General features: G+C 38.1%; 16 protein-coding genes. 10 read left to right on the top strand and 6 right to left on the bottom strand.

Annotation, left to right across the window (positions count from 1 at the left end; genetic code table 11):
• The first annotated feature begins 58 nt into the window (after positions 1-58).
• Complete coding sequence (locus Q0590_RS20200; protein WP_302039411.1) at positions 59-409, top strand: YraN family protein; 351 nt, start codon at positions 59-61, stop codon at positions 407-409.
• A gap of 39 nt (positions 410-448) precedes the next feature.
• Here the strand turns inward: Q0590_RS20200 and Q0590_RS20195 are convergent, their stop codons facing one another.
• The 3 genes from Q0590_RS20195 to hemW are packed head-to-tail and all read right to left on the bottom strand — an operon-like array spanning position 449 to position 2,800.
• A complete protein-coding gene (locus Q0590_RS20195; protein ID WP_302039410.1) occupies positions 449-838 on the bottom strand; it encodes a hypothetical protein in 390 nt (129 codons plus the stop codon).
• Between the two features lie 48 nt (positions 839-886).
• The gene (locus tag Q0590_RS20190; RefSeq protein ID WP_302039409.1) at positions 887-1,645 is read right to left on the bottom strand and encodes a cyclase family protein; all 759 of its coding nucleotides are present in this window, start codon (positions 1,643-1,645) and stop codon (positions 887-889) included.
• A gap of 24 nt (positions 1,646-1,669) precedes the next feature.
• Positions 1,670-2,800: a radical SAM family heme chaperone HemW gene (gene hemW, locus Q0590_RS20185; protein ID WP_302039408.1), complete on the bottom strand. Its 1,131-nt coding sequence runs from the start codon at positions 2,798-2,800 to the stop codon at positions 1,670-1,672.
• Positions 2,801-2,940: 140 nt separating this feature from the next.
• Between hemW and Q0590_RS20180 the strand changes: the two genes are divergently transcribed.
• The 9 genes from Q0590_RS20180 (at position 2,941) to porN (ending at position 13,721) form a co-directional block, all read left to right on the top strand.
• A complete protein-coding gene (locus Q0590_RS20180; RefSeq protein WP_302039407.1) occupies positions 2,941-4,662 on the top strand; it encodes a BamA/TamA family outer membrane protein in 1,722 nt (573 codons plus the stop codon).
• 109 nt (positions 4,663-4,771) lie between these two features.
• Positions 4,772-5,809, top strand: coding sequence for an MraY family glycosyltransferase (locus Q0590_RS20175; RefSeq protein ID WP_302039406.1), 1,038 nt, complete (start codon positions 4,772-4,774; stop codon positions 5,807-5,809).
• Positions 5,810-6,988 (top strand): DUF4271 domain-containing protein, encoded by a 1,179-nt coding sequence (locus Q0590_RS20170; protein WP_302039405.1) that lies wholly within the window; start codon positions 5,810-5,812, stop codon positions 6,986-6,988.
• A gap of 38 nt (positions 6,989-7,026) precedes the next feature.
• Positions 7,027-7,818: a uroporphyrinogen-III synthase gene (locus tag Q0590_RS20165; protein ID WP_302039404.1), complete on the top strand. Its 792-nt coding sequence runs from the start codon at positions 7,027-7,029 to the stop codon at positions 7,816-7,818.
• 166 nt (positions 7,819-7,984) lie between these two features.
• Positions 7,985-8,947 (top strand): PorP/SprF family type IX secretion system membrane protein, encoded by a 963-nt coding sequence (locus tag Q0590_RS20160; protein ID WP_302039403.1) that lies wholly within the window; start codon positions 7,985-7,987, stop codon positions 8,945-8,947.
• A 212-nt stretch (positions 8,948-9,159) separates the two neighbouring features.
• Complete coding sequence (porK, locus tag Q0590_RS20155; RefSeq protein ID WP_302039402.1) at positions 9,160-10,197, top strand: T9SS ring complex lipoprotein PorK/GldK; 1,038 nt, start codon at positions 9,160-9,162, stop codon at positions 10,195-10,197.
• Between the two features lie 126 nt (positions 10,198-10,323).
• On the top strand, positions 10,324-11,127 hold the full coding sequence (gene porL / locus Q0590_RS20150) for a type IX secretion system motor protein PorL/GldL (RefSeq protein WP_302039401.1): 804 nt from the start codon (positions 10,324-10,326) through the stop codon (positions 11,125-11,127).
• A 57-nt stretch (positions 11,128-11,184) separates the two neighbouring features.
• The gene (gene porM, locus Q0590_RS20145; RefSeq protein WP_302039400.1) at positions 11,185-12,777 is read left to right on the top strand and encodes a type IX secretion system motor protein PorM/GldM; all 1,593 of its coding nucleotides are present in this window, start codon (positions 11,185-11,187) and stop codon (positions 12,775-12,777) included.
• Positions 12,778-12,860: 83 nt separating this feature from the next.
• On the top strand, positions 12,861-13,721 hold the full coding sequence (porN, locus tag Q0590_RS20140; RefSeq protein ID WP_302039399.1) for a type IX secretion system ring subunit PorN/GldN: 861 nt from the start codon (positions 12,861-12,863) through the stop codon (positions 13,719-13,721).
• A 49-nt stretch (positions 13,722-13,770) separates the two neighbouring features.
• On the opposite strand, the gene uvrC is transcribed toward porN, so the two are convergent.
• From uvrC to porW, 3 genes are all read right to left on the bottom strand, one after another.
• Positions 13,771-15,567, bottom strand: a complete 1,797-nt coding sequence (gene uvrC / locus Q0590_RS20135; protein ID WP_302039398.1) for an excinuclease ABC subunit UvrC — start codon at positions 15,565-15,567, stop codon at positions 13,771-13,773.
• Between the two features lie 152 nt (positions 15,568-15,719).
• A complete protein-coding gene (locus Q0590_RS20130) occupies positions 15,720-18,014 on the bottom strand; it encodes a penicillin-binding protein 1A (protein ID WP_302039397.1) in 2,295 nt (764 codons plus the stop codon).
• A 31-nt stretch (positions 18,015-18,045) separates the two neighbouring features.
• Positions 18,046-20,274 (bottom strand): type IX secretion system periplasmic lipoprotein PorW/SprE, encoded by a 2,229-nt coding sequence (porW, locus tag Q0590_RS20125; protein WP_302039396.1) that lies wholly within the window; start codon positions 20,272-20,274, stop codon positions 18,046-18,048.
• Between the last annotated feature and the right edge of the window lie 21 nt (positions 20,275-20,295).

Here is a 20,295-nt window from a genome sequence, read left to right as displayed (position 1 = left end):
AAAGCTAATTCATTTTGAGCCCTTTATGCTTTTACTAATCCATAGTTCACGTTAAATTATGTACAAAAATCATTTAACCGGCCGATACGGTGAGCAGCGGGCAGCAGATTTTCTGGTAGAGAAAGGCTATACTATTTTAGAGAAGAATTTCCGTTATAAAAAAGCAGAGATAGATCTTATAGTCCGGAAAGACAAATTACTTGTTTTTGTGGAAGTGAAAACTCGTACTAACTTGGAATTTGGGGAACCGGAAGAAGCAGTAAGTAAAAACAAAATACGGGTAATACTGGCCGGAGCCGAGGAATATGTAAAACAAGTAGGCTGGTTTCATGACATACGCTTTGATATTATCGCCATTCATTCACAAAACCCGCCACAGATTCTACATATAGAAGATGCTTTTTATTAGCCGGCAAAATTGTAGACTAGGTATGAAAATCAGAAATATTTATTTTTTACGCACCAAGGCAATTAACTCTTTCTGAATATGCCAGTCTTTCGCTAGTTTAAACATAGCCGTGGCTTCCATCTCGGTAATGTAGCCTTTCTTATTAGTTGCTTCCCACACAATACTCAGATAAGAGAGTTTGGTAGCGTTATCCCAATTGGTTGCCAAGCCATTGAGGTATTCTCTTGCCCGTTCAAAGGCTGAAAGTGTATCAGACGTTATAAATTCGGTTACCCATTGCAACTCTTCATGTGCATCCAGTTTATCGGCCGTTTCGTTCAGCAACTCTTGTTCACTTTCGTCCAGTCCGTGGTAGTGAAAGATAACTGACTTTAGAAGCAAAAAAGCTTTTTTATGATCACTTGTCATGTAGTAAGCATCAGTTTGCATATAAATATAATTTTAATCTCTGAGAACAGAAAATCAGAGATTGCTTGTTTATTCTTGCAGCGTTACTTTATATAATACGGGTTGACTAGGGCTGGCATCTAAGTCAATATTCAGAATCTGTAAATTTAATAAATAGATACCATCTGAAATATAATTGGAAATATACGCTAATTCTGTGATAGTACAATCTTTTCTGATGGATAATGGATATTGCCAGAAGTTTTTGTGTGCCAGCAAAACGCCCCCATCTATTTCTTTATCTATAGAAGGTAAATCTACCAGCAAATGCTTTACACCGATAGTAGCTAAATACGTGCATACATCAGGTTCCAGGTACGGAGGATTAGTACCCGAATATTGCATAGTTTGTTTAGAAGCTTCGTTTGGTAACGTGCGGATAATAAGGGCTTCGGGCGTATTACCATTAAGGGCATTAACCACATCTGCCAAGGTAATACTATGATCTTCGTCTTTTTTAGCCGGATAAACGCTAATAACCTGCGCTATAAATAAATATTCTTGCAGGCAATGATTAATAGTAGCAGCGTTTTCGGAGGATATATGTCCAAAACATTCGGTATGGGTGCCATTGCCATGAGGAGCCAAGCTAATCTGTTTGTGATTTACCGGGCCGCCTTCTGCTGTGCTACCGGTAAAATCTCCCATCCTAATAGTTTCAAAAACAGGGGGGGCAGCATAGTAACAACTGGGGTTTTCTTTTCCGTTGCGTAAGGGCAGGGCAATACTCAGCGGTTTTGCTGAGTCGAACCGGTAGGCTATTCCTTTTATTTCAAAGCTAAGTTCCATAAACAAATCTATAAAAAATGATGGCTATTCGATAAACAAATCGGAAGCAATCTGATCTGCCAGGAGTTTTCCGGATGGAGTTAATTTCAAAATATGATCTTCTAATGTTACTAATTTTCTTTTGAGGAGAGTGCTTATATAATGTTCATTTTTCTCTTTTAAATCTATGTCATACAAAAGTTTAATTTCTTTTAAGTTACATCCCCATTTGGTGCGCAGGCTAGTCAATATATATTCATTTACATGATCGGGTACCGATAATACCTCCACGGTTGCAGGAATAGTAGCACTCTCAATAGATTTTATATATTTTATATTGTTTGCTATGTTGTATTGCCTGGTTTTGCCATTATAAGAGTGAGCACTAGGGCCTATGCCTAAGTATTTTTGTTTTTTCCAATAGTTGCTGTTATGCTTGGAATAATAGTCAGGCAGGGCAAAGTTTGATATTTCGTACTGCTCAAAACCGGCTGCGGCCAGGGTGTGAATTAACATAGAAAATTGTTCAATGCTGAATTCTTCCTCCACCTGTTTTATTTTTCCTTTCTGTAGCCAGTTTCCAAAAGCTGTACCGGGTTCAATAGTCAGACAATAGGCAGAAATGTGTTGTATTTGTAAGTTGATGGCTGTGCGTAAATCATTTTCCCAGATGGAATGATCCGGATGCGGAATACCATAAATCAGGTCTATGCTAATATTAGAAAATCCTGCATCCTGGGCCTGTTTAATACTATCTATTGCTTCCTGTACCTGATGTGCCCGGTTCATATACCGCAAATGCGGCTCATAAAATGACTGTGTGCCAATACTTAGCCTGTTTACTGGTGATTGCCTGAGCAAACGGAGCTTTTCAGCAGTTAAGTCATCTGGATTGGCTTCCAGCGTAATTTCTGCTTTCGGTGCAACAGTAAAATGGGTGTAGATGGTTTGGAAAATACTATCTAGTTCTGATTCGCTAAGTAAAGAGGGCGTACCACCGCCAAAATAGATGGTTTGCAGAGTAGCTTTATTTTCCAGATAATCCTTCTGCAAACGTATTTCTTTGCAGATAGCCTCAACTAATGGCTGTTTTGTTTGAAGATTTGTGCTAAAATGAAAATCGCAGTAATGGCAAGCTTGCTTGCAGAAGGGGATGTGTATATATAGGCCAGACAAAACAGATGAAAGATTTATAGTAAAAATGCAGCAAAGCTACAGATGCTTCTCTTAACCAAAGATAGTATATTTGTCTAATAACGTTTTCAGGTATCATTCTCAAACAGCACTTTACATCTCTAATCAGAATACTTCTGCTATTGCTGGTCGCACATGGTGTATGTGTGCAACGGGTTGTGGCACAAAAAAAGTTCTTTCTTTCTGTACAAACTACAGAACAGGACAGAGATGTGCTCAGTAAGTTGAAATTACAAACTGTACACAAAGATTCTGCTTCAGTAATTATCTATATAAAGGAGTTACTTGCTCACTTACATAAACAATCGTATCTGCTTGCTTCTGCCGATAGCCTTTTTTTTAGAGCAGATACTGTCATAGCGTTGGTAAATGTAGGAGAGCCGTTTAAATGGGCCTCTCTGAAAGCTGGTAACGTAGGTGAAGATATGTTAAGTGCCGTTGGGTACCGGGAAAAAATATATACTGGCAAACGGTTCTCTTATCAGCAGGTGGCTCTTTTGGAGAAAAAAATTTTGGATTATTCAGAAAACCAAGGCTACCCTTTTGCAAGCATTCGCCTGGATTCTATTCAAATAGCATATAATAGCATAGCGGCAAGTCTTCACTACCAAACAGGCCCTTTTATACGATTTGATACAGTAATAGTGGAGGGTACTGCCCGCTTGAAACAAAAGTATGTAGCTGCTTTTTTGCGCATAGGGCAGGGGCAGGCATTCAGTCAGCAGAAGTTAGCAAGAGCAGAAAAACTCTTACGGCAAACATCATATTTAACTATCAGTAAACCTGCTTCCGTAATTTTTAAAAACGACCGTGCCTATCCCGTATTTTTTGCCGATGAACGTAAGGCCAGTGAACTAGATGGTATTATAGGATTTATGCCCAATGAGCAAAGGCAAAACAAGCTGCTTATTACCGGTGAATTGAATTTGCAGTTGCGGAACTTGTTTAGAACGGGTAAAGCTCTAGGAGTAAAGTGGCAGCAAATACGGCAAGCATCGCCACGGTTGAATATGGCCTATGAACACCCTGCTTTATTCAATACACCCTTAATACTTAGTGCCAACTTTGATCTGTTAAAAGAAGACAGCACCTTTCTTTCTATCAATCGTCAACTGTCCATCGCTTTTCATACAGGCATGGCTGGTAAAGTACAATTTTATTCCGGCTTGAAAACATCCAGGCTCGGTAACAATGCTCAATATAAGACATCAGAGATACTACCCCAGTTCTCCGATTTTAATCTACTATATTATGGAGCTGGCTATACCTGGAACAATTTGGATAATTATTTTTATCCTAGTCGCGGCTTCAATTTATCGGTTGATGGGTCTGCAGGGAATAAGAGAATATTGAAAAATCCATTTCTGGAACAAACGTTGTATGACGGTGTGGATATCACCTCCGTGCAATTTTCCATTAAAGGGCATATGGCTAACTATTTTAAGCTATCCCCCCGTTCGGTGTTACTAGCACGGCTGGAAGGCGGTAAAGTAATGAACCCCTATTTATTCAGAAATGATTTATTCAGAGTAGGAGGACTTACTAGTTTGCGTGGGTTTAACGAAAATTTCTTTTTTGCCTCAGGCTATGGTATAGCCACAGCCGAATACCGGTTTTTTATGGAAGCTACTTCCTACATATTTTTGTTCTATGACCAGGGGTATGTAGACATTTCTACCTACAGTAAAAGTAAACCAGATTTTCCTTCAGGTACAGGCGTTGGTGTAAGTTTTAGCACTAACTCAGGTATTTTTAGTTTGGTTTATTCACTAAGCCAGTCAGACGAACGTAAATTTGCCCTCAACTTTTCCAAGATACATTTTGGATTTACGAGCAGATTTTAATAGAGTCATTTAAAAATTATATATTTGTATAGCAATAGAATTAGCTTTTCTGGAAAACAATCTTTTTTCGTCATATTTTAGAAGTTAACAACCCTTATTCCTTAACTCTTTGAATACCATTCCTGCCCTTGTTTTACCTTTTCTGTGGGCTTTTCTGATTTCGGTTTTTGCTATCCCTTCCATAATTCATATAGCACACTCCAAAAATCTGTTGAATGAACCCAATGGGAGAACAATACATGCCTTTTTGACGCCACGCTTAGGAGGCTTAGCTATATTCAGCGGATTTTTATCTGCCTTAAGTATTTTCGGAAGAATGGACTATGGTGTACAACAGCTAATGGCTGGCTGTATTGTGTTATTTTTCATAGGGTTAAAGGATGACATTGTAACAGTTTCTGCATTCAAGAAATTTTTTGTTCAAATACTGGCTGCAGGTATTGTTGTATTTATGGCAGATATCCGCATAACCAGTTTTCAGGGCTTGTTTGGAATATACGATCTTGAGGATGGAATTAGTTATGGATTTACTATTTTGGTAATTATAGGGATTACCAATGCATTAAATCTTATAGATGGTTTGGATGGACTGGCAGGAACCATTATAGTAATTATATCGGCCATTTTTGGCAGCTATTTTATTCTATATGGAGGGCAACGGTTTGGTACGTATGCCGATGTATCTTTATGCTTGATGGGGGGGATATTAGGTTTTCTGCGGTATAATTTTCATAAAGCCATTATATTTATGGGCGATGCGGGTTCATTGATCTGCGGCTTTATCATAGCGGTGTTGGCTATTCAATTTGTAGAAATGCGTCCATTAGAAGCTACGCCATCCGTTGCAATAGGTATACTCATTATCCCTATTTGGGATACACTCCGGGTAACTATTATCCGCTTGGTCAAAGGAATTTCACCGTTTACTCCAGATAAAAATCACATACATCATAAATTAGTTGCTTTAGGATTCTCTCAAATAGGAACTGTATGTACATTAGGGATTGTGAACCTGCTAGCTGTTGTGTTTGTGGTAAGTTTTCAGGAACTAGGTTCTAATTACTTATTGTTTATATTAATTACTATGTCTGTAATCTTCAGTTTTATGCTGGAGTTTCTGATGAAATTTAGACGAGTATCAGGGTAGATGAAAAATGGTATTACCTATTTACTGGGCATTGCTTTGTTCCTTTTATCGGGGATAACCGCTGTTTTCGCGGATGAGCAGCCAACAAATGCTTATCAGACAGTACAAAACCTGGAAGAGCAGTGGCTAGTATACGATAAAGAGTATAAAAGCTATGTGCCATTTCTGAAGCAAATGCATGGCACGCCAGCCGCACTATATCTGGAACTGAATCTGGACTCCTATAAAGGATATATTTTGCAGCTCACTGCCAAACAGGAGGCTTATTTGTTTATTCAAGCGCAGCTATATAAACCTATTGCTCCTAATCAACAAGTGCTACTAAATATAGATAGCTTAAAAAATACACATCAGAAGTCTGTTATACTTATTTCATTATACAATCAAGCAGGTCATACACTATTGCCTTCGGCGGCTATGGTACGTAAAGTATCAGCCGCAGCAGCTGCCGACATAAACGGCCAAAAAGATCTGGCCCCATTAAAACCTGTTAACCGTAGCGGGTTAAGCAATTTTATTATTTTATCTGCCCTGCTTATTGTTTCTTTATATGCCTTTTTATGGAACTACCATCCCAAAGCGTTTAATAGTTTTTATAGTATAAAATACCTGTTCTCTCTCTCTTTCAAAGAAGATACTGTATTTATTAGCCGCCCGCTAAGCAGAATTAGTATGCTGTTTATTTTCGCTCACAGCATGCTTCTAAGCTTTTTGTATATGATTATACAGAAAAGTTCAGGAGAATTAGCCTTGAATGACCGTTACCTGCAGGCAGCTGTATCTTTCTTTGATTTGTTTGCTTACTTTTTCGTTGCTACTATTATTGTATTTGGCTTAATACTAGGTAAATATATTTTTACATCTCTGTTGGGTAACTTGTTTAATTTATCGAAAGTAGTACACCTGCATTTTTTTGAATATTTACTTTACTCAAGAGTGTTCTATACTATACTCGTGGCCGGAGTGTTTGTAATCTATATATCCTACCCGGCTTTGCTGCCAGCAGCTATTGAAGAAGTCATTCTAATTATAATTATCTTTAATTTTGCCAGACTGTTCATCATAAATTTTGCCTTAAATAAATTAACATCAGTAAAAAATCTTTATTTATTTTCATATCTTTGCGCCACTGAATTAACCCCTTTATTGATAGGTATTAAAGTATTGATAGGTAAATAATTTTTGTTTATCAAATAAATATTTTTAGGAAAGATAGAATGAGTGTAGCAGAGACAATCGATGCCCAGGACAGATTCCATAAAGTGTCCAGTATTCTGGTTACCCAACCCAGACCTGCCGATGAAAAATCACCATACTTTGAACTAGCAGAAAAGTATGATATAAAAGTAGACTTCAGGCCTTTTATACAAATAGATCCTGTTCCTTTAAAAGAATTCCGGAAGCAAAAAATCAATATTCTAGATCATACAGCTGTTATTTTTACCAGCCGCAACGCCGTAGATCACTTTTTCAGGATCTGTAATGAAAGCAAAATAGAAGTTCCGGCAGATATGAAATACTTTTGTATTTCTGAACAAACAGCACATTATCTGCAAAAATATATAGTCGTAAGAAAGAGAAAGATTTTTACTGGTACCAAGACGGCTGCCGACATGCTGGAACTGTTGCGGAAACATAAAAATGAAAAGTTTCTGTTTCCCTGCTCTAATATCCGTAGAAATGATATCCCTGAATTTATGGATATTAACGGATTAAATTTAACAGAAGCGGTACTGTACGAAACAGTTGCCAGTGATTTGTCGGATTTAGCTGAAGTCAATTATGATATAATTGCTTTTTTTAGTCCCTCAGGCATTACTTCTCTATACGCAAATTTCCCTGATTTCAAACAAAATAAAACGCGTATAGCTGCTTTTGGACCTACCACAGCTAAGGCTGTACGTGACGCCGGATTAATTCTTGATATAGAAGCCCCATTACCCAATGCACCCTCTATGACCGGCGCCCTAGAGATGTATATTAGAAAAGCTAACAAAATTACTAACTGACACAGGAGTATAATTCAGGCGTAATAATTTGATCCATATCTGTAAATAATTCTTTGATTTCCTTATAAAACATTCTTTTATAAGTATCGTTCTATAAATAATCTTGTCAAATTTTACCAGATTAACTTCAAATTGTTATATTTATAGCTGAATCTTTATACTTGCTATGAGTACAATTAAACTTATTTGTTATTCAGCTATACTTTTTGCCGCCTTTATTGCCATTCCTTCCTATGCTCAGCAAGATGCTCAGTTTAGCCAGTATATGTACAATACTCTATTTTTGAATCCTGCCTATGCCGGTATAGAAGGCCAAACGAGATTTCAATTAATCCACCGTTCTCAATGGACTGCCTATCAGGCTTCATTCGATGATGGCACTGCTCCCATTACACAGGTATTTAGTGCTACCACACCTATTCTGCGGGCTAAAAGTGGTGTAGGCTTTCATGTAGTGAACGATCGGTTGGGGCCTTTAACTAATCTGGAAGCTCAAGTATCGTATGCGTATCATTTTCCGGTAAAGAATGGTAAACTTTCATTAGGTGTAAGAGGCGGGATGTTTTCTCAGACATTAAACTTTGATTTGTACAGGGCTATTAACCCCGATGACAATCTGCTGCAAAGTGGAAAAGAGTTTCAAATCAGACCCGATATTGCCGCAGGTGTTTTCTATAGGGCAGAAAAATATTATGCAGGAATTAGTATGAATCACTTGATCAAATCGGAATTTAATTTTGGCTCTGATTCCCTAAAAAATCCTCTGCAAAATAATTTATCCTTTACTGCCGGATATGATTATGATATTACATATAATATGGTACTTTCGCCTTCTGTATTATTCAAATCAGATTTAAATACTTATTCAGTGGAAGTGAGTGCTATAGCCACATACAATGAGAAATTCTCAGGAGGATTATCATTCAGGCAGGGAGACGCAGCCATAATTATATTAGGTATGAGTTTGCTAAAAGACAACTCTCTTAGATTAGGCTATGCTTTTGACTATATTATTAAAGCAAGGGAATTAAAAAGACCCACCTCTAATGAAGTAATGTTATCCTACAGAATCCCCGTAGAGCCTCCCAGAACAAAGCCTATTATTCGTACCCCACGATTCAGGCATTAAAAGTTAAGAAAAATCAACAAAATTATCTGCCAGCTTATTTGATTGAAAATATACACAAACAATTATCGTTTTCTTATATAAACATTACAATGTGTAAATTTAAGGTATCTTTGCTGAATGAAGATTGCACGAACTGATAAATTTGTAATGTCGTTTCTATCAATTCAAAACAAAATACAAAAACAGACAAAAACAATTAAGTTAAAGGTGTTATGAATAAAATGAATTTGAGAGTAATCTATTGCTTGCTAGCAGTAGTTCCTTTATTCCTGCAAGGCTGTGGTCTTTTAGGCAAGAGAGGAAGAGGCGACGACCAAGGCGAATTAGTTGGTGTGCAAGGAAGAGAAGGATGGAAACAAGTAATTCCGTATGGTATGGTCTTAGTACCTTCAGGTGTGTTTCATATGGGCCAGGCCGACGAAGATGTTCCTGCTACACAGATTAACATGAACAGGCAGATTACCATCGGTGGCTTTTATATGGATGATACTGAAATCACCAATAATGAATACAGGCAGTTTATCAACATTATGTTGACAGACTCTGTATCAGTGTTAGGGGAGGACTACATCATGAAGGAGCTCTATCCTGACACAACTGTATGGGTAAAAGACTTTGCTCACCATATGGGAGACCCTATGATGGAATATTATTATATGCACCCTGCATTTGATGATTATCCAGTAGTAGGCGTAGACTGGTGGGCTGCTAAATACTTCTGCGAATGGCGCACAAAATACCTTAATACTTATAGAGCCGGCCAGGGAGACTTTGCCATGCCAAACTTCCGGCTACCATCTGAAGCTGAGTGGGAATATGCAGCCCGTGGCGGCAGAGACATGGCTAAGTATCCATGGGGTAATCCATACCTGACAAATACATTAGGCTGTTTGCTTGCTAACTTTAAGCCAGGCAGAGGCAATTACTACAACGATGGATACATGTACACAGCGCCAGTAGCTTCCTACTTTTCTAATGACTATGGTTTGTATGATATGTCTGGGAATGTGGCTGAATGGACAGAAGATGCTTATAACCCTGCTGCAGCAGCTGTAACCTGGGACCTTAATCCTACTTACAACGACGATAATGAACCCCGCAAAGTTGTAAGAGGTGGCTCATGGAAAGATGTAGCCTATTACCTGGAAACAGGAACCCGTACGTTCGAATATCAAGATACTACCAAAGCCTATATCGGATTCAGATGTGCCATGACTTACCTAGGACGGTCATCTGGACGCGAATTTTAATGAATAAACAAACAGGTTACATTATATAAAAAAACTCATTGACAGGAAAATAATCTGAATTAAACTTAATTACCAATCGTTAAACAATTATCAATTCTAAACAACAACAATTAAACAATTACTAAAATGAGTGCTAAAAAAGGAAAAGGTGGATCAGCAGATTTGGTTTTTAACAAACTGATGCCATTTATTTATGGTATAGGTGCTGCAGTCGTTATCGTTGGTGCGATGTTTAAAATTATGCACTGGCCAGGAGCAAACTTTATGCTGATTGTAGGTCTGAGTACAGAAGCTTTTATATTCTTTATGAGTGCATTTGCACCTCAAGCCCACGAACCAGATTGGACAAGAGTATACCCTGAACTTGCTGACGATTACAAAGGTGCTTTACCAGTACGTAAAGAATCTAACGGACATGCCGCTGTGTTGCCAGATCCAAATATTTTTAAACCAATTACAGCTGAACTGGTAAACAATTTAGGTAGCAGCATGAAAGGCTTATCTGATTCTGTAAGCAAAATTACAACTTTAGCAGATGCATCTGTAGCAACTACAGAGTATGCTAAGAACGTAAAAGTGGCTTCTGATTCAGTAATACAGCTGAATAAATCACTTGCTAATGTTGTAAGTGCTACTTCTGATTTGCCAACTGCTTCTCAGGACATCAAAGCTTATCATGCACAGGTTCAGTCTATCACCAAAAATATGAGTGCATTGAACGCCATGTATGAACTGGAATTGCAAGATACCAGCAAGCATTTGAAAGCTATGAATTCTTTCTATGGTAGCTTAACTGCCGCTATGGAGAATATGACAGATGCCAGCAAAGATACACAGCAATTTAAAGGTGAGTTGTCTAAACTTACTACTAACTTAACTTCATTGAACAAGGTTTATGGCAGCATGTTATCTGCTATGAAAGGTCAATAAGCAAAGGGTTATATATTTTATAGTGTTAAACAAGGTAAAAGAATTTAAGATAAAAATATGGCCGGAGGAAAAGAAACGCCAAGGCAGAAGATGATCGGGATGATGTACCTGGTATTGACTGCCCTGCTCGCCTTACAGGTGAGTTCTGAAATCATCAATAAATTTGATTTGATTAATAAAAGCTTAGAAGGTGCATTTAGTGATGCACGCGCAGCAAATGACCTGCGGATTGCAGGTATACAAAAAGCAGTTACTGAAGACCCTAGCCAGAAAAACAAGAACTTGTTGAGTAAGGCAGAGAGTGTAAAGGCTAAAACTGCAGAAATGATTGCCTATATTGAAGGTGTAAAGCAGGAAATGGTAAAGGCTGCAGATGGTATAAAAGAAGATGGCACCTATGCTAATCCTAGTGCTGAAACACAAATGGAGTCTTTAATGGTAGGCCCTAACAAGAATGGCAAAGCTTACGAAGTGAAAGAGCGGTTAAATAAATTTGCTGCTGAATTGAGCCAGTTAAGTGGTACACAAATCCCGCCGCTTGCGCTTGATGCAAAAGATGTTCCTGCTCTCGCTAAAGATCCCGCTCAAAGAAATAAAGATTTCGCAGAATTGAATTTTGCTCAGACTCCAATGGTTGCAGGTTTAGCTGTGCTAAGTCAGAAGCAAAATGAAATCTCCAGGTACGAATCAGCTATTCTAGCGAAGATCGCTGAAGATGTAAATGCCGTAGCAGTTAAATTAGATAAAATTGTAGCGATGGTTCGTCCGGAAGCTAAAGTGGTTGCTGCCGGTACTAAATACAAAGCTGAAATGTTCTTAGCTGCTTCTTCTTCAAATATTACTCCCACTATGAGCTATAACGGACAAAATATCCCAGTATCAAATGGTATGGGTACCGTTGAGTTTGTGGCACAAGGTGGTAATTATGATAAAGATGGTAATTTGAAAAAGACCTGGACAGGTCAGATCAGAATACCTAAACAAGGTGGTGGAGATACTACATTTACGCACACTGAAGAATACATTGTAGCTAAGCCAGTAATTCAAATTCAGTCTGCTTCTGTACAAGCTTTATATGTGAACTGCGGTAACGAATTAAAAGTATCCGTACCAGCTTTAGGTGCTACTTATTCACCTGTATTCTCAGGTGCAGGCGCTAACTTCATACAAGGTGCTAACAAAGGCGATGTTACTGTTGTACCAACTGGCATCAACGATGTTACCTTGAATGTAAGCAGCAATGGTAATATGATTGGTTCAGAGAAATTTAAAGTACGTCCAGTGCCAAGACCAACCGTAGCAGCTTTTGCCAATGCCAAAGAAATAGACCTGAAATTAGGTGCTGCTGCTCCTTATCCTAATAAACTAGAGTTAAGAGCTTTAGCAGAAGAAGGTTTCAGAAGCTTTTTGCCTAAAGATGCCCAGTTCAGAGTAGCGTCTTTCGATGTATTCTTAGTAAAAGGTAAACGTGCTTCTCCAGCTGTAGCCTCTAGCGGAAACGTAGCAAATATAGGTTCTTTAATTTCACAAGCTCAGCCAGGCGACAGACTTCTTGTTCAGATAAAGAGCGTTCAGCGGATGAACTTCAAAGGACAAATTGTTGAGTCTGCACCTGCAGGTAGTAATTACATAAACATTCCTTTACAATAATGATTTTGAATGCAGGCAACTAGCTTAATTAGTTGTCTGCATTTCTACAAATCACCAAAATATAAGTTAACCTATACAGAAATATGCTCAGATTTGATAAAATAATTCTTTCTTGTGTATGTGCTTTAGGTGTATATACTACAAGTGTAGCTCAGGAAGCTGATACTAGAGGGTATAACCCTTTGTCTGTAAGGCCTATACATGAATCTGATGTCATGTTTAAAAAGACAATCTGGGAAAGTATAGACCTACGCGAAAAGCAAAATAAGCCATTTATGGCTGTTAATAATGAAATTACAAAGTTTATATTTGAAGCTGTTAAAGCAGGTTTGTTAACACCTTACAAAACAGATTCTGTAGTTACCAAACTAAGCATAGAAGAGTTTATTACTAATGTGAGCGCTTCTGCCAGTAAAATGACTCAGGATGAAGTAGCTGCTGAAACAAAAAGAATTCAAGACGATCCGTTCTTGACAAAAGCTGAAAAGCAGGCACAAATTACTGCTTTGACTTCTGGTGGAGGAGCTCAGGAATATCCGCCAAACGTATTTACACAGCTTGAATTAAAAGAAGACGTGATTTTTGACAAAGAGCGTTCCAGACTTTATTTTGACATACAGTCCTTAACTATTATTCTGCCCGCTGATAAAAACGGAGATGCCGGTGTTGATAAACCAGTGGCTAGTTTTAGATATAAGGATTTGCAAAGAATATTTAAAAATAATCCAAATGCTATCTATTTCAATGCTCAGAATAATGCAGCACACAAAAATTTATCAGACGCTTTTGATTTAAGATTATTCTCCGGAAGAATTGTTAAAATTTCTAATCCAAATGATGAATTTTTGGTTCAAACCTATGATGGTGACAGAAAAGGTTTGTTAGCTTCAGACTGGATCAGACAACAACTAATGGAATTTGAACACAATCTGTGGGAATTCTAATAGAATAAGATATATAAATAAAAAAGGAGATAAGCAATTATCTCCTTTTTTATTGAGTAAGGTAGTTTCTAAGCGTAGTAGCCTTTTCTTTACCTATAAGCTTAGCTACTTCTTCTAAATCGGCCTCTTTTATCTTCTTTACAGATTTATATGTTTTTAATAGTTTAGCAGAAGTTTCTTTACCAATGCCAGGTATGTCTTCAAGCTTACTTTTTAAGTTGTTCTTGCTGCGTTTATCCCGGTGAAAAGTTATAGCAAACCGGTGTGCTTCATCCCTGATTCTTTGTAACAACATCAGCGATTCAGATTTTTTGTCTATATGGATAGGAATACTATCTTCTGGAAAGTATATTTCTTCTAACCGTTTAGCTATTCCTATAATAGGGATTTCACCATATAAACTCAATTCTTTTAAAGCTTTGCAGGCAGCGCTTAGCTGACCTTTACCACCATCAATAACTATTAAATCAGGTAGGCTGGCATTTTCATCTAATAGTCTGCGGTATCGCCGGAAAACTACCTCATGCATGGACGCAAAATCATCAGGCCCAACTACAGTTTTTATGTTATAATGACGGTAATCCCGCTTGGCAGCTATTCCGTTCCGGAAACATACCATCGAAGAAACTGGATTGGTACCTTGTAAATTGGAATTATCAAAACACTCAATGTGTAGTGGAATTGTTTTTAATTGTAAATCCTGTTGAAGCTTTAACAACACACGTTTTTCCCTGTCCTTTTCTGCCAGATTAGATTGTTTATCGGCAGATTCTTTTTTCAGATATAGTACATTTTTAAGCGATAGTTCAAGTAGTTTCTTTTTATCACCAATCTGAGGGATATGATGATGAATGCCCTCAAGTGGTGTGCTTAATGGTATGTTAGTTATTACTTCTTTAGAATAGCTACCAAATTCATCGCGGATATCTACAATCATCATGGTAAGAATATCACTGTCTTGTTCGTCTAATTTCTTTTTTACACTCGTAGTTTTTGTTTGAACAATAGTGCCGTTCACTACCCGCAAAAAATTGATATATGCACATTTTTCATCTGATAATAAAGAGAAGACATCTACATCTGAAATATTAGGATTAACTACCAGCGATTTACTCTGAAAGTTGCTCAAAAGATCTAGTTTTACCTTGTATTCTTGTGCTTTTTCAAAAGCCAGTTGTTCGGCAGCCTCTGCCATTTTGTTGCGGAAATACTGAATGGCCGGAGAAATATTTCCCTTCAGAATATGATGTATCTGCTCTATATTACGGTTATGTTCTTCTGAGCTGAACAGGCCTTCGCAAGGCCCTTTGCAATTGCCCAAATGATACTCCAAGCAAACTTTAAACTTACCAGCCGTTATATTTTTTTCTGTTAGGTGTAGGTTACAGGTTCGTATTGTATATAGCTTTCTAAGCAGCTCTACCAGGGTATGCATACCTTTTACACTGGCATATGGACCATAAAAGGTGCCTAATTCTTTTTCTACTTTCCTGGTAGCTATTAATTTGGGAAAAGGTTCTTTAGTTATACAGATAAAAGGATAGGTTTTATCGTCTTTTAATAGAATATTATATTTTGGCTGGTATTTTTTTATAAGGCTATTTTCCAGCAACAACGCATCAAATTCAGTATTTACAATAGTAAATTCAATCCGTTGGATTTGACTTACTAATCTACGTGTTTTGCGGTCGTCAACAGATTTGTTAAAATAACTGCTTACGCGGTGTTTAAGATTTTTTGCCTTTCCCACGTAAATCAGCTCACCTTCTTTATTAAAAAAGCGGTAGGAACCAGGACTTTCGGGCAAATGAGAAATATAGTCTTTATAATTAAATGACGATTCCATAGTAGGTGGTATTGGATATTAGTGTTAATCCTGTAAACTAATAATAAACGCAGCCTGTTGCTAAGTCCATAAAAAATATATCCATTTTGTGGTATTTACTAACAAAAATAGCCCGTATGTATTACGGGCTATTAAAAAGTTTAGGGTATATTTTATAAAATTCCTTCGTCCGTAGACACGGTAGAAGGAGCCACATATTGCTGTTGAGTTGAATCCGATGGAGCAACTGTATTGTAGTCGTCACAATTGAGCGATACCGGAAGATTTTTTGGACGGCGGAACTTGCTGTTCTTTAATCCCAAATTAGGGTCTGAAGCTACCTTATCCATGTATATACCCCAAGCTGGTAAAGCCATCCGGCCACCTTGGCCCAGCGACATACTCCGGAAGTGAATGCTCATATCATCACCTCCTACCCATACTCCTGTAACTAAGTCTTGAGTCACACCTACAAACCATCCGTCTGAATAATTCTGGGTTGTACCAGTTTTTCCACCAATTTCATTGGTGCGGGCCATTTTATAACGGAATAGTCCTTGTGCGGTACCACCTTCTTCTTGTAAGGCACCTTGCAGCATATGCACCATTAAATAAGCGGTTTCTTCACTTAGGGCTTCTACCGTAGTAGGAGGAAAAGATTCAATTACCTCGCCATACCGGTTCTCGATACGTGTGATAAACATAGGCTTAGTCCATATACCTCCATTGACAAAGGTGCTATATGCCCCTAATAATTCATATACAGAAACGGGACTTGTACCCAGACAAAGGGAAGGCACCGGTTCCAGAGGACTCTTTATGCCTAAGCGTTTGGCATAATCTACTACGCGGTTGGGGCCAAATTCCTGCATGAGTTTAGCACTGATGGTATTAATCGATCTTCCCATTGCTCTGCGTAGTGTCATCCGTTCGTAACTCGGAGGGCCATCTGAATTATTGGGTGTCCAGGGTTCACCTCCAATATCACTGGCAAAGGTTACTGGTGCATCTAACACTTCCTGGCATGGATGATATCCATTGTCTATAGCAGTAGCATACACAATAGGTTTAAAAGAGGAACCTGGCTGGCGTTTGCCTTGCATGACATGGTCATATTTGAAATGCTTAAAATCTATACCGCCAACCCATGCTTTTACATGTCCGGTATTAGGGTCCATAGACATAAAGCCAGTGTGCAGGAAATGTTTGTAGTATCTGATGGAGTCCATTGGACTCAAAGTAGTATCCTTTTCACCATTCCAGGAAAATACTTTCATTTTCACTGGTTGGTTCATCTCTTTCCAGATAGCTGCTTCATTATCTTCATACTGCTTTTTAAGCTGCTTAAATCTACCTGTCTTTTTTGCTTCCCTTTCAACATATCCGGGAATTTCCTTGTAATCTTCCGTAATCCAGGGGTTTCTGCCTTTCCAGTGTGCAAAGAATTTCTTTTGCTGATCCTTCATATTTTCAGTTACAGATTCTTCTGCATACTTCTGCATTTTGGAATCGATGGTTGTATATATTTTTAACCCTTCTGTGTCCAGGTCAATACCACGAGCTTTAGCCCATTTGTATAAAAATCCTCTAATAACTTCTCTAAAATACGGAGCAGAACCTTTATTATGGTTTTCCACTGCATATTTAGTCATATCAATAGGCTTCGTTTTCAGCTCACTATATTTATCTGAGCTTAGATAGCCGTACTTCACCATCTGGCCAAGTACTACATTTCGTCTTTCCAAAGCTCTGTTAGGATGGTAAATAGGACTGTAATAAGAGGTTCCTTTTACAATACCCACCAGCAAGGCAGCTTCTTCTGTAGTTAAATCAGAGGCTTTCTTTCCAAAAAATGTTTTGGCGGCTGTACTAATTCCATAGGCATTACTTCCAAAGGGTACAGTGTTCAAATACATTTTAATAATTTCTTTCTTTGTATAATTTTTCTCCAGCTTAATAGCCATTATCCATTCTTTTGTTTTAATAATGAGCATATTAAGGCCGGGTACGCCTCCCAAAGAACCTCTGTAGTCTTTGCCTCTGGTATTAAATAAGTTCTTGGCTAACTGCTGCGTAATTGTGCTGGAACCTCTGGGGTCAAGTGTTAGTACAGACCATGCTATGGCAAACGTTCCTTTAAAATCAATGCCTGAATGTTTCTCAAAACGGGCATCTTCTGTAGCTAATAAGGCATTAATGACATTAGGAGAAATTTGTTCATATTCTACTGGAGACCGGTTGCTTGTAAAATACTTTCCCATCAGCACACCATCGGCCGAGTATAGCTCAGAGGCCAGGTCATTTTTTGGGTTCTCCAGAAATTTCAAATCGGGAAGTGCCCCAAATAACCCCATGAAGTTGATACTTACTGCATATGCATAGAAAAGAAATAATGCCAGGGCAGCTGAGAAGAATATCCAGGTAACTTTAATTAACCGGCCGTACTTCCCTTTTTCTAGTTGAACCATATAAATTATAATATTATACTTTTTTTATTTTTTAATTATTCCGTTGTATCCCACCTGTCACTGTTTCAGTATTCCTCAAGATGTTTTCTACATAAGGAATAAGACTGCTGAAAGGATACTGCTCCATAAAGCCAGTAAGTGCTTTTTTAAAGGTTTCCTTATTTTGGGTCCGGCCAATAATCAATACTTTCAGTAATTGTAATCTTTCTGTCAGGCTGTTTTCCGGATATTGCTGAATTGCCTGATCTACCAGATTATTCGCCTCTTCATAATTGCGGTCTTCGTAATACTGATATGCATTGGAATACAAGTTTTTTACCTGGGCATCTGCCATATTTCCCTCTTGTACATAATTTGGATTACTGATAAGCTTAGCAAAAGCAGAATTCGGATGCTTTGTTATAAGCGTATTTTTGTGCGCTTCTTGCTGCTCAGGTTGTGCCAGTTCCTTATGAATAAGATATAAGAAATACAATGCTTCCGGTTCAAAATCACTATCAGGGAATCTGGTCAGCAGGGTCACAAATACAGAGTCAGCATTTTTATGTTCCTGCAGTTCCAGATTATAAATTTTCCCTAAGTTAAAATATGCTTCTTCAATTTTCGTATTTGATGCAGCCATGGCTTCCGGCGTAGAGGGTAAGGAAGCTATGATTTGTTGCTTTTTTTCCTCATTCTGATTTTCAACCGACACAACTGGCGTACTTTCTGTACTATCGCTTGTGGCAGGTTGCCCAGGTTCAGAAAAGTCAACAGAGGCTTCTTTAGCAGATCTCCGCCAGTTGTCTTCCAAAGGGCGGTTACCCCATTTTCTGGCAAAAGCTGTTCCTCCCTGGCTTACTACTGCGACATTATAAAAATACCATCTGGCATTTTGTCCATTGCTGGAATTTCGGTTTCTATTGTTTGCAGTTTGTTCATTGTTTGCAAAAATGCTACCAGCTTGCTGTATGCTCTCCATTTCTTGCTTTGCTTCTATCTTTTTTCTCTGTTCTTCCTCTTTCGCAAATAACTCATCCAGGTATTTATCCAAACTGGCGGTATCCATTTTAGCTAACCGCTGCAAACTATCTTCGGTCTGAATAGTAGTAACCTGTTGTACAAAGTTGTCCAGTACTTGCTGCCGCTTTACTATACTTTCGTAGTTAACAGCCGTGGTAGGTAGGGCTTGAATGGTGCTATCGTAGTAAGCTTTGGCTAATTCATAGTCTTGTAAGTTTTCGAAATAAATTTCACCTAATTTTAGATAACTATATGACTTTTGAATATCATCTTTGCTGGCAGATACAGAAGTTTGCAGGTGCTTAATTGCCTGCTTAAAATTGCTGCGTTTGGCTTCATACATTCCCATCTGATAATAGATTTTGTCTTTATAATCTATGTTCTTTTCATCCCGCAACATTTTCTTGAAATAAACCAGGGCTTTTTTGGCATCTTCGTTTTTTCCTACTTCATAACTTTGCAGCATATGCAGCTTTGCATAGAAAGATAACTCGTATGATGGATTGTTTTTTAAAGTAGATCTAAAGTTTTTATAAGCTTGTTTAGAGTTATTAAGCTGTTCATAAATTTGCCCCATAACGAAGTGTACACGCGCTTTCTGCTCATTTTTTGGCATTAACCGCACCGCCAGTGCAAGCGTACCTGCAGCTTGCAAATATTCTTGTTCCTGCTTATGTAATTGTGCCCGGATCAGATAAAACTCTGCCAAATTCTCTTTAGAAAGGTTCTCTTTCTTAATGAAATTTACTACAGCTTTGGCATTGCTGTATTCCTGCATTTGTACATATGTGCGAAATATATTAATCAACGCCTGATGCCGCTCTTGTTTCCCTTTACTAATCGTATTTACATATTTAAATGCCTTTAATGCATTGGGGAAATCCATCTGGTAAAACTGGGCAGTTCCTACTAATAAATAGCTGTCGTCTACCCATTTGCTGTTTTTATGACGCTGTATAGCCAGCGAGGCTTTCTGTATGATATACTCAGAAGCAGCAGTCTGCGATTTGGCAATGTTGGAATCCAGGGGCTGTATAATATCCAATAGCCGGTTATAGTCATCTTGCCGGTTTTTGAATAATGTAGTTTCTAGTTCATTTATCTTCTGGCGGGCCAAAAAATAGGCATTATAATGCGCTGTAGTATTATGATACGCTGTACTTACAAGGCCTGTACTCTCCTGAGAGCAGCCAAAGAAGGTAACCAGACAAATTATCTGAAGAAACAGGAATAGGTAAGAAAAAGAAAGATGCTTCATCAGTTTGCAAAAAGAACTATG

The sequence above is a fragment of the Rhodocytophaga aerolata genome (assembly GCF_030503435.1).
Lineage (GTDB): Bacteria > Bacteroidota > Bacteroidia > Cytophagales > 172606-1 > Rhodocytophaga > Rhodocytophaga aerolata.
This window is presented reverse-complemented; position numbering and strand designations above follow the sequence as displayed.

What these genes read in the sequence shown, in the direction of transcription:
- Q0590_RS20200 (WP_302039411.1), top strand. Translation starts at nt 59, where the DNA reads ATGTACAAAAATCATTTAACCGGCCGATACGGTGAGCAGCGGGCAGCA.
- Q0590_RS20195 (WP_302039410.1), bottom strand. Translation starts at nt 838, where the DNA reads ATGCAAACTGATGCTTACTACATGACAAGTGATCATAAAAAAGCTTTT.
- Q0590_RS20190 (WP_302039409.1), bottom strand. Translation starts at nt 1,645, where the DNA reads ATGGAACTTAGCTTTGAAATAAAAGGAATAGCCTACCGGTTCGACTCA.
- Q0590_RS20170 (WP_302039405.1), top strand. Translation starts at nt 5,810, where the DNA reads ATGAAAAATGGTATTACCTATTTACTGGGCATTGCTTTGTTCCTTTTA.
- Q0590_RS20165 (WP_302039404.1), top strand. Translation starts at nt 7,027, where the DNA reads ATGAGTGTAGCAGAGACAATCGATGCCCAGGACAGATTCCATAAAGTG.
- Q0590_RS20160 (WP_302039403.1), top strand. Translation starts at nt 7,985, where the DNA reads ATGAGTACAATTAAACTTATTTGTTATTCAGCTATACTTTTTGCCGCC.
- porK (WP_302039402.1), top strand. Translation starts at nt 9,160, where the DNA reads ATGAATAAAATGAATTTGAGAGTAATCTATTGCTTGCTAGCAGTAGTT.
- porL (WP_302039401.1), top strand. Translation starts at nt 10,324, where the DNA reads ATGAGTGCTAAAAAAGGAAAAGGTGGATCAGCAGATTTGGTTTTTAAC.
- porM (WP_302039400.1), top strand. Translation starts at nt 11,185, where the DNA reads ATGGCCGGAGGAAAAGAAACGCCAAGGCAGAAGATGATCGGGATGATG.
- porN (WP_302039399.1), top strand. Translation starts at nt 12,861, where the DNA reads ATGCTCAGATTTGATAAAATAATTCTTTCTTGTGTATGTGCTTTAGGT.
- uvrC (WP_302039398.1), bottom strand. Translation starts at nt 15,567, where the DNA reads ATGGAATCGTCATTTAATTATAAAGACTATATTTCTCATTTGCCCGAA.
- Q0590_RS20130 (WP_302039397.1), bottom strand. Translation starts at nt 18,014, where the DNA reads ATGGTTCAACTAGAAAAAGGGAAGTACGGCCGGTTAATTAAAGTTACC.
- porW (WP_302039396.1), bottom strand. Translation starts at nt 20,274, where the DNA reads ATGAAGCATCTTTCTTTTTCTTACCTATTCCTGTTTCTTCAGATAATT.